The sequence below is a fragment of the Polaromonas sp. P3_C2 genome, from assembly GCF_056402675.1.
In genome coordinates this window covers 1-9,102 of sequence record NZ_JBFUGX010000092.1, presented here as the reverse complement: position 1 = coordinate 9,102, position 9,102 = coordinate 1, and the positions used below count along the sequence as shown (strand labels likewise).

At 62.3% G+C, this 9,102-nt stretch carries 10 protein-coding genes and 1 pseudogene; 4 read left to right on the top strand and 7 right to left on the bottom strand.

Annotated elements, in window-relative coordinates:
- The 4 genes from AC1DWI_RS06145 to mltB all read left to right on the top strand — a co-directional run.
- Window positions 1-849 (top strand): AAA family ATPase (locus AC1DWI_RS06145; RefSeq protein WP_477724540.1); only part of this gene is annotated, 849 nt, incomplete at its 5' end.
- Window positions 850-854: 5 nt separating this feature from the next.
- Complete coding sequence (locus AC1DWI_RS06140; RefSeq protein WP_477671089.1) at window positions 855-1,955, top strand: DUF58 domain-containing protein; 1,101 nt, start codon at window positions 855-857, stop codon at window positions 1,953-1,955.
- A gap of 127 nt (window positions 1,956-2,082) precedes the next feature.
- A complete protein-coding gene (locus tag AC1DWI_RS06135; protein WP_477671090.1) occupies window positions 2,083-4,098 on the top strand; it encodes a transglutaminase TgpA family protein in 2,016 nt (671 codons plus the stop codon).
- Window positions 4,099-4,148: 50 nt separating this feature from the next.
- A complete protein-coding gene (gene mltB, locus AC1DWI_RS06130) occupies window positions 4,149-5,228 on the top strand; it encodes a lytic murein transglycosylase B (RefSeq protein WP_477671091.1) in 1,080 nt (359 codons plus the stop codon).
- A gap of 43 nt (window positions 5,229-5,271) precedes the next feature.
- Here the strand turns inward: mltB and AC1DWI_RS06125 are convergent, their stop codons facing one another.
- The 7 genes and pseudogenes from AC1DWI_RS06125 to AC1DWI_RS06095 form a co-directional block, all read right to left on the bottom strand.
- Complete coding sequence (locus AC1DWI_RS06125) at window positions 5,272-5,670, bottom strand: hypothetical protein (RefSeq protein ID WP_477671092.1); 399 nt, start codon at window positions 5,668-5,670, stop codon at window positions 5,272-5,274.
- A gap of 23 nt (window positions 5,671-5,693) precedes the next feature.
- Window positions 5,694-6,110, bottom strand: coding sequence for a TIGR02594 family protein (locus AC1DWI_RS06120; protein ID WP_477674283.1), 417 nt, complete (start codon window positions 6,108-6,110; stop codon window positions 5,694-5,696).
- A 31-nt stretch (window positions 6,111-6,141) separates the two neighbouring features.
- Entirely contained in the window at window positions 6,142-6,684 is a 543-nt protein-coding gene (locus AC1DWI_RS06115) for a cysteine hydrolase family protein (RefSeq protein WP_477671094.1), read from the bottom strand.
- Between the two features lie 328 nt (window positions 6,685-7,012).
- Window positions 7,013-7,423, bottom strand: a complete 411-nt coding sequence (locus tag AC1DWI_RS06110; RefSeq protein ID WP_477671095.1) for a hypothetical protein — start codon at window positions 7,421-7,423, stop codon at window positions 7,013-7,015.
- Between the two features lie 45 nt (window positions 7,424-7,468).
- Window positions 7,469-7,873 carry a hypothetical protein gene (locus AC1DWI_RS06105; RefSeq protein ID WP_477671096.1) on the bottom strand — a complete coding sequence of 135 codons (405 nt, stop codon included), beginning with the start codon at window positions 7,871-7,873 and terminating at the stop codon, window positions 7,469-7,471.
- 214 nt (window positions 7,874-8,087) lie between these two features.
- Window positions 8,088-8,450, bottom strand: a complete 363-nt coding sequence (locus tag AC1DWI_RS06100; protein WP_477671097.1) for a hypothetical protein — start codon at window positions 8,448-8,450, stop codon at window positions 8,088-8,090.
- Window positions 8,451-8,716: 266 nt separating this feature from the next.
- Window positions 8,717-9,102 (bottom strand): annotated as a pseudogene (locus AC1DWI_RS06095) (GNAT family N-acetyltransferase); the annotation flags it as partial.

Here is a 9,102-nt window from a genome sequence, read left to right as displayed (position 1 = left end):
GTACAGGACTGCGTGGCCTGCCTGCTGGCCGGCGGCCACCTGCTGATTGAAGACGTTCCGGGCGTCGGAAAAACCACGCTGGCCCATGCGCTGTCACGCTCATTCGGGCTGCAGTTTTCGCGGGTGCAGTTCACTGCCGACCTGATGCCCAGCGATTTGTCGGGTGTGTCGATTTACGAACGCCAGAAAGAAAGTTTTGTGTTTCACCCCGGGCCGGTTTTCGCGCAGGTCCTGCTGGCCGATGAAATCAACCGGGCCAGCCCGAAAACCCAAAGCGCCCTGCTCGAAGCCATGGAGGAAAAGCAGGTCACGGTCGAGGGCGAAACCCGGCCCCTGCCCCTGCCGTTTTTCGTGATCGCCACACAGAATCCGCACGACCAGCTCGGCACCTACGCCCTGCCCGAGTCCCAGCTGGATCGCTTTCACATGCGGATTTCGCTGGGCTACCCTGACCGCGCCGCCGAACGCGAATTGCTGCGGGGCGCCGACCGCCGCGACATGCTCGAAAAACTGCCGGCCCTGCTGGCGCCGCACGACCTGCTGGAGCTGCAGCAGATGGTGGCGCAGGTTCACGCGTCGGAGCCGCTGCTGAACTACCTGCAGGACCTGGTCACGGCGACCCGTTCAGGCCGCTGGTTTCTGCAAGGCCTCAGCCCGCGCGCGGGCATTGCCATCATGCGGGCCGCCAAAGCACAGGCCTTCCTGAGCAAGCGGGACTACGTGGCGCCGGACGACATTGCTGCCGTGCTGCCGCAAACCGCCGCACACCGGCTCATTCCGGTCAGCGACGCCGGCCGCGGCCCTGTGGAGCAGGTGCGGGCCATGCTCGACGCCGTGCCCCTCCCCTGAAGAAGATGGACACCCCCCGAAGCGCCTCCGGCGCCTCCCCCCCCGGGGGGCGCCACCAGTGGCCCGGCAAAGCCGGTTCCACGGCGGCCCGCGAATGGAATCCTTTTGCCTTCATTCGCGGGCGCTTCCAGAAGTGGTGGCAAAGCAAGCTGCCGTTCACCGACAGCGTGTCGCTGACCCAGCGCAACGTGTACATCCTGCCCACGCGGCCTGGCCTGATGCTGGGCGTGACGCTGCTGGTGCTGCTGGTGGCTTCCATCAACTACCAGCTCAACCTGGGCTACCTGCTGACGTTCCTGCTGGCCGGCAGTGCTCTGGTCGGCATGCACGTCTGCCACGGCACGCTGCGCGGACTCACTATGAATTTAGTAGCGCCTCCCGCTCACTACGCGGGCGCTACCGCCGCATTTGATGTAAAACTCATGAACGCCAGGCGTACCGCGCGCCATGGCATCGGGCTGAGCGTGCTGAACCCACACGATGTGGACACCAAAAAGGACGCCAAAAAGGGCGGGGAGCAGCACTGGGTGTGGACCGACGTGCCCGCGCAGGGCAGCAGCGTGGTGCAGGTGGCCTTCACGCCGCCGCGGCGGGGCTTGTACCGGCTGCCGACGCTGACCGCTGAAACCCGTTACCCGCTGGGCACCTTTCGCGTCTGGACGGTGTGGCGCCCGGCTGCCCAGATCCTGGTCTATCCGCAGCCCGAAGCCCACCCGCCACCGCTGCCGCCCGGCGAACCCCGCTCCGGCGGCGCAGCCTCGGCCTCACGGGCCCAGAGCACGGGTGAATTCGACGGCGTACGCGGTTACCGCCGCGGCGACCCCATGAAGCTGATCGTCTGGAAAAAAGCAGCCAAGGCCGATGAACAGGGCAACGGCCTGGTCGTGCGTGACACGCAGCAAGCCCAGCGGCATGAGCTCTGGCTGGACTTCATGAATGCGGGCTCTGCCGGTGTTGAACAAAAGCTTTCACGGCTGTGTGCCTGGGTGTTGATGGCCGACAAACTTGCGCTGGACTATGGCTTGAGGTTGCCTTCGCTGGAGATCAAGCCTGCCAGTGGGGAGGCGCATAAACGGCTTTGTCTGGAGGCGCTGGCGGTATGTTGATGGTTTCTGGGTTTGTCCGACTGGGGTGCCATTTGCTTAGGACTGCTAGCCGGGCAACCCCCGGCCAGCAATCGCAGCAAAGCCCGCGGCAATCGAGACAGCGCGAAGGCGGTCAGCAGGAGCAACAATGCTGACCCGCCTCAAAACCCTTCCCCGCGACGCCCGCGACACCCTGTTCCTGTTGCTGGTCATCGCCTGGGTGCTGCTACCGCAGGTGGGCAACCTGCCGCTGTGGTGCAGCGCACTGGCCAATACCGTGCTGGTGTGGCGCGGCTGGCTGGCCGTGCAGGCACGGCCGCTGCCGGGCAAGTGGTGGCTGCTGGCCCTGCTGGCCCTGACCATTGGCGCCACGCTGACGACGCACCGAACCCTGCTCGGCCGCGATGCGGGTGTGACTCTTCTGGTGGTGTTGCTGACGCTCAAGACCCTGGAGCTGCGGGCCCGGCGCGACGCCTTTGTGGTGTTCTTTCTCGGCTTCTTCTGCATGCTGAGCAATTTCTTTTATTCGCAGTCGCTGCTTACCGCCTTCAGCATGCTGCTGGGGCTGATGGGGCTGCTGACCGTGCTGGTCAATGCCCACATGCCGGTGGGCAAACCGCCGCTGCTGCAAGCCGCCAAAACAGCTGGATGGATGGCCCTGTTGGGCGCGCCCATCATGCTGGTGCTGTTTTTGCTGTTCCCGCGCCTGGCGCCTTTGTGGGGAGTACCGAGCGACGCCATGACCGGCCGCAGCGGCCTGAGCCCCAGCATGCAGGTGGGCACTATCGCCACCCTGGCACTGGACGACAGCGTGGCCATGCGCATCCGGTTTGAGGGCGGCAAGCCACCACCCCAGCGAGAGCTGTACTTCAGGGGGCCTGTGCTTTCAAACTTCGATGGGCGCAACTGGCAGCCGCTGCGCGCGTTCCTGCCATCGCGTTATGCCCTGCCTGCTAACCTCGAAGTGGCTGGTGCGCCTGTCAACTATGAAGTGACTCTTGCCCCCAATAATCAACCATGGATTTTCGTGATGGAGGCGGCCCCGCAGAGCCCCGACTTACCCGGATACCGCAATACCATGGAGGCCGATCTCCAGTGGTTCACCAACCGGCCTGTCACCGATCTGGTGCGCTACAAGGCCCAGAGCTATCCGATCTTCAAGCATGGGCCGCGCCAGCAGGTGATCGGCCTGCAGGAATTTGTAGCGCTGCCGGCCGGCTTTAATCCCCGCACGCTGGCGCTCGCAGCCGAGATTCGCCGCGACCCGCGTTATGCGGCGGCAAATACCCGCACGCTGGTGCAAGTTGCGCTGGAACGGCTGCGCACCGGGGGCTACGTTTACACGCTGGAGCCCGGTGTGTACGGGCAACACACCGCCGACGAATTCTGGTTTGACCGCAAGGAAGGTTTTTGCGAACACATCGCCTCGGCCTTTGTCATCCTGATGCGCGCCCTCGACATTCCGGCGCGCATCGTCACCGGCTACCAGGGCGGCGAGCTCAACAGCGTCGACGGCTACTGGATGGTGCGGCAAAGCGACGCGCATGCCTGGGCCGAAGTCTGGCAGGCAGGTGAAGGCTGGGTGCGCGTAGACCCGACCTCAGCAGTGGCGCCGGGACGCACAGGGGCGTTCCAGCGCCTGGCCGCACCGCAAGGCGTGGTGGCACAAGCCCTGGGCAACTTCAGCCCGACCCTGACGGCGCAGCTGCGCGCCACCTGGGAGGCCGTGAACAACGGCTGGAACCAGTGGGTGCTGAACTACACCCAGGGCAAACAACTCAATTTGCTGAAAGACATCGGCTTTGAGTCCCCCAGCTGGGAAGACTTGAGCTATGTGCTGATCGGCATCGTGGTGCTGGCCGCCCTGGCCGGCGCGGCCTGGACGCTGTGGGACCGTGCGCAGCACGACCCCTGGCTGCGCCTGCTGGCCCGCACACGCAAGCGGCTGGAAAAGGCCGGCCTTCACAGCACGCCCGCCACCTCGCCCCGCCAGCTGGCGCTGGAGGTGCTGGGCCGCTACGGCAAGCAAGGTCAGGCCCTGCATGACTGGTTGATGCGCCTGGAGCACCTGCGCTACGCCGCCGTACCGGCAAGCGGCGGTAAAGCGGCGCTGCAGCTTCATGCGCTCAGGCAGGAGTTCGACCGGCTCGCCTGGCCCGCTTAAAATCGGTCCAGCCCTCTCCGCTCACCCCTCGTCATTCGATCACCCCCTTCATGCGCCTTCAACGTTTCGGATTTGCTCTCTTTTTGATAGCTTCTTGCGCAGGATCAGCCTGGTCTGGCGAGGGAAATAACATCAAGAAACGCGTGGCCGCCAAATCGGCGCCGGCGCAAGGGCCGCTGTATTCGACCCGCCCCGAAGCCATGCAGTTTGCCGACGACATGGCCGCACGCCGCGACCTGGACCCCGACTGGGTGCGCGATGCGATCGGCCAGTCGCGTTACAACGCCACCGTGGTGCGGCTGATGCAGCCGCCAGCCAAGACCTTTGTCAAAAACTGGCGCGTCTACCGCAGCCGCTTCATCGACCCGGTGCGCATCGAGGCCGGTAAACGGTTCTGGCAGGAAAACCAGCAGACACTGGAGCGTGCCGAAAAGGAATACGGCGTACCCGCCGAAATCATCGTCGGCATCATCGGCGTGGAAACCATCTACGGCCGCGACACCGGCAGCTTTCGCGTGATGGATGCCCTGACCACGCTGGCCTTCGACTTCCCGGCGAACCACCCGCGCGCCAAAGAACGCAGCGAATTCTTCAAGGGCGAAATCGAGCAATTCCTGACCCTGCAACACCGGCTTGAGGCCAGTCCCTTCGACGCACGCGGCAGCTTCGCGGGCGCCATGGGTATGCCGCAGTTCATGCCTTCCAGCCGGGTCAAATATGCGGTGGACTTCGACGGCGATGGCAGCATCGATCTGACAGGCAGCCCCGCCGACGTGATCGGCTCGGTCGCAAGTTACTTCAAGGCCTTCAACTGGCAGCCGGGCATGCCCACACATTACCCCGTGAGCTTCGACAAAAGCCGGCTCGACATGGACGCCCTGATGGCGCCGGACATCCTGCCCACATTCAGCATCGAGAGCTTCACGGCCAAGGGCGCGGTCCTGGAAGGCCCTGCGCTGCAACACACCGGGCCGCTGGCGCTGGTGGAGCTGCTCAACGGCCAGGACGCGCCGCAATACGTTGCGGGCACCGAAAACTTCTACGCCATTACCCGCTACAACTGGAGCAGCTATTACGCGATGGCGGTGATTGAGCTGGGGCGGGAAGTGGCTGCGCGGGTCAGACAGTGAGGCAGAGGTGGTTGCCGGCGTGGATCCGAATGCAACTCCCTGGTTAAGTTCCGGCGACTGGTACGCGCAGCCAATAGCACTCGCCGACACCTGAGATTTCACGAACAGCGAAACCCTTTCTTTCGAGGACCCGGCGCAGCTTGAGATTCGGCGTGGCGCAATGAACCGCATGGACCCGCCACTCCACGAAAGCGAGGCCCTCGCGCTTTGCAAAGCGGCTTGCAAGGGCAGCCAGACTGGGCAAAGCACCCTCGCCTCCGCCATCAATATGCGCCAGCTCCATCAACAGCGTATCGCCCTGCACCTTGAATTTCCCAAGCATGTTGGCGCTGCCGGCCTTGAACACGAGCGGCTCATCGCGAAGCACCATGGCCTGAAGTTCATCGGTCGGCAGGTCCAGCACCTCATCGACCGTATACCCCTCGAGCAGAACTTGTGGCATAGCGTGTTCCTGCGGGTCCGGCATCAGCCTGTATTCTGCGAAGGCCAGCGATAGCTCAACACCGCCGCCAACGGATAAAAATGCTCGCGCACCTCGTCAAGCTGGTTGCCGCCCCACAAATACACATACTCCGCATCCACCCGGAGAACGAAGCCGACGTGGCCCTTCCAGCCGCCGGGATCTTCCCGCGACAGCACGGCGATGCAGCCGGGCACAGGCGCGCTGAGCGGCTCGCCCCAGTCCAGCCATGAACGCGCCAATGCCGACCCCGTCCCAGGGATGCCGACCTGGGCCAGAGCCCAATTGACAAATGAAGAACACCACGACGCCTTGTCGTCATAACCGCGGATGTTGGTGTGGGCGTGGTACTCGGTCACCCGGGGGTTACTCTGGCCCATGGGAAACGTGCGCACGCCGGCTTCGGCGAAGGCGATGGGCATCCAGGGTGTGTGCATAGAAATCAAAGCTGGCTCAGACCATAACCTTGATCTCGCCCGCAAGCTGCGGAGTGACCCTCGGCCCAAAGCTCTCAATATTTGCCAGGGTCGCCGTATGGTGGGCCGAAATCTGTGCCGCAGTGAGGATTCCGTTGTCCACGGTGGAGTGGCCATCCGAAACCAGCGTGACCGGATAGCCGAGAGCCAGGGCGCGCCGGGTCGTTGTGTCTACGCAAAAGTCGCTTTGCATGCCGCAGATGATCAATTTCTTGACGCCACGCTCCTGCAGCAGGGTCTGCAGCTCCGTGTTGTGGAACGAATCCGTCGCCTTCTTCCGCAGGCGGATATCGGTTGGCTGGGTGTCCAGGCCATCCGCGAGTTTCCAGCCCTCAGTTCCATACTCCAGCGGATCATTCGGCGCCTCGTGCTGGATCAGGATAACGGGAGCACCCGCGGCGCGGGCCTTGGCAGACACCTGGTTGATGCTGTCAATGACGCGCCGGCTTTCAAAGGCCCCGCCCTCACCGGAGCAAAGAGCCGTCTGAACGTCGATGATAAGGAGGGCAGTTGTCGTCATGAAGTAAGGTCTGATTTTGATGTGTTGGCGGAAAGGGGAAGTTCAGCCTGCCGCAATTTGCAGGCTCGATCAGTGCCTGGTTTGCATCACCGGAGCCACGCTGTTGCATCGCCTCCTGCCACAGCCTGGCGAGTTCCCCCGGGCGATCGGGATGGGTCTCGTACACGGCCGGTCCATGGGGGGTTTGATTCTGGGTAACGCATTTTTAGCCTGACGTTGAAATCAATCGGCAGCCAACAAGCATGCAAAGCAGGCTGGCCGAACATCCGTGCCGACCGAACTGGCAAATTGCGTCATGCGCCGCTCCAACCCCAATTACCCACCGTAGTCAGCCCTCACGTGAAGCTCGATCTTCGTCGGGTTCACTGCAGACAAACCTGACACCCGTGACGCCGCGAATGCTGGGGACAGCAATCAATGTAATCGGTGTCGCTAGCGTGGTCTCCTGGATTCCTGCCCAGGCACCGTTCTCCCAGATGGAAATTGCTTCCAGTTGATCAAGCTCCGCGTTGTAGCTGGCCGAGCCAATCACATCGCTCCCCTCGATGCGCACCGTAATGACCGGCTCCGTCATTGCATCCGTGACATCCGAGGTGTTCAAGACCGGGCACTGCCACGTCTCATCTTCCACCTCGCCCTCCATTCCGGCCTCCCAGGCCCACAACCAAATGGGATGGTTCTTGGCGTCCTGCAGCGAGATATCGTCCAGCGCCTTCGGCGCTCCAAATTCGAATTTCATGAATTTCGTTCTTGTGGGCAGGTGTTTGACATGAGTGGTTGAGCCTCAGACCGGTTGACTCCTGGAGGTGTACTTCAGGCGTGACGGATTCCAGAAGGCAAACTGGCTCCCGTTTCTTGCAATCTCCAGCGCGGGGGCTCCCCCTAAATCTTCCATGACTTCCGACACCTCGCTCTCGTCACCCAGATCGTCGAACTCGACGGCAAACGCTCTCTCGACCACGTCTTCGTAGTGCTTCATGGTGTTCTCCATTGCAACTTCTTCAGCGATTGGGCCAGCAATACGATGCGTGTGGATGTCCTGGTCTATTGCAAACGTTTTGATGCGCCAGGTCTCGTTTTCCGAGAACCACCACTGAACCGTGTCGAAGTGATCACCTTCAGCATCATGCTCAACGTTGCCGACATAGGAGCTTTGAACCGTGAGCTGGAAGACAAGCAATTTGTTCATGATGGGGTCCAATATTCAATACAAACAGGCCACCGAGGGCGGCTGAAATGATCGACCGTTAAGGGAACGAGGGTTCGATCATACGGAATGCCCAGGAAGACCAGCAGCAGGCGGACCTTGCCGGCATTGCCAGAAGTTTCGTGATCGTAAAGGTGAAACATATGCGCGTTGCGGCACTCAACGTTGGCGTTATGCGGCGAGTGGCATTCTCAGCTCACATTTCCCAGTTGAACCTGCCGGTGACCGAGCGATTCGGCAACTTTAAGATACCGTCATTGCCGCGGACTGAGAGTTCGAAATCTGGCGGCAACTTGCTGTCTCCGGGATTTTTGTAGCGAACGAGCAGAATCTTTGCCTTTGTATCAAATGCCACGACCACCAGATGCGGCGGCCGAAGCATCGAACTCGAGCCCGCCCCAGGTGCGGCAAATGACACACCAGCCAGAACTGGGTGCTCCTGTTGCCCGACTTCGAAGTCAAGAACGTAGCCGGCACTTTCGAACGACAGGGAGCCGGTGGCGAGTGCGCCACCGCTTGCGGCGATAGCGAGTACGGCGACGGCAAGAGTGGGATTCATCTGTGACTTCACTTGCCACCCCAGCGCCAGCTCGGGGGCTCGCCTTTTAGCCAGCAGACGGCTACGAGCAAGGCGCATAGAAGCGCCGAATACATGACGAATAGAGCTTGACCGTGACCTGGAAGCAGGAACACGGCACCGGCCAGAATCAGGAAGGCAAAGACCGCCATGACGGCCCAGCCTTGCCACACGGCTGGAAGGCCCCAGCCCCAACCGTAGCGCTTTGCGGGAAACCAGTAAGTCTCAGATCGCATCTGTGACGGGGAAAGTTCGAGGGCCAGGTATTTGGTGCCGGGAACGGGATTGAAAGTGACGGGCGGCGCCGGCTGAAAGCCCAGCGTTTCATAGACGTGCTGTGCGGCGGAAAACTCGGGCAGGACATCGAGGCAGATGCGGGAGTAGCCGGCAGCCCGCGCCTCATCGACGATGCGCTCGATGAGCCGGCGGCCAAGGCTTTCGCCTCTCGCATCCGGCCGCACGTAGACGCGCTTCATTTCGCAGGTGGTTGCGTCAACGCGGCGAAGCGCGGCACACCCGACGACAATTGGCCCCTTCCACGCGAGAAGCAGGCGACCATCGGGCGCGGCGTACTTTCCGGGTAATGCAGCGAACTCCGCTTCGTAATTCTGGAAGGCAAGGCTTACGCTTGGAC

Excerpts from the sequence above, each read along its gene's own strand:
- AC1DWI_RS06140 (WP_477671089.1), top strand. The coding sequence starts at position 855 with ATGGACACCCCCCGAAGCGCCTCCGGCGCCTCCCCCCCCGGGGGGCGC.
- AC1DWI_RS06135 (WP_477671090.1), top strand. The coding sequence starts at position 2,083 with ATGCTGACCCGCCTCAAAACCCTTCCCCGCGACGCCCGCGACACCCTG.
- mltB (WP_477671091.1), top strand. The coding sequence starts at position 4,149 with ATGCGCCTTCAACGTTTCGGATTTGCTCTCTTTTTGATAGCTTCTTGC.
- AC1DWI_RS06125 (WP_477671092.1), bottom strand. The coding sequence starts at position 5,670 with ATGCCACAAGTTCTGCTCGAGGGGTATACGGTCGATGAGGTGCTGGAC.
- AC1DWI_RS06120 (WP_477674283.1), bottom strand. The coding sequence starts at position 6,110 with ATGCCCATCGCCTTCGCCGAAGCCGGCGTGCGCACGTTTCCCATGGGC.
- AC1DWI_RS06115 (WP_477671094.1), bottom strand. The coding sequence starts at position 6,684 with ATGACGACAACTGCCCTCCTTATCATCGACGTTCAGACGGCTCTTTGC.
- AC1DWI_RS06110 (WP_477671095.1), bottom strand. The coding sequence starts at position 7,423 with ATGAAATTCGAATTTGGAGCGCCGAAGGCGCTGGACGATATCTCGCTG.
- AC1DWI_RS06105 (WP_477671096.1), bottom strand. The coding sequence starts at position 7,873 with ATGAACAAATTGCTTGTCTTCCAGCTCACGGTTCAAAGCTCCTATGTC.
- AC1DWI_RS06100 (WP_477671097.1), bottom strand. The coding sequence starts at position 8,450 with ATGAATCCCACTCTTGCCGTCGCCGTACTCGCTATCGCCGCAAGCGGT.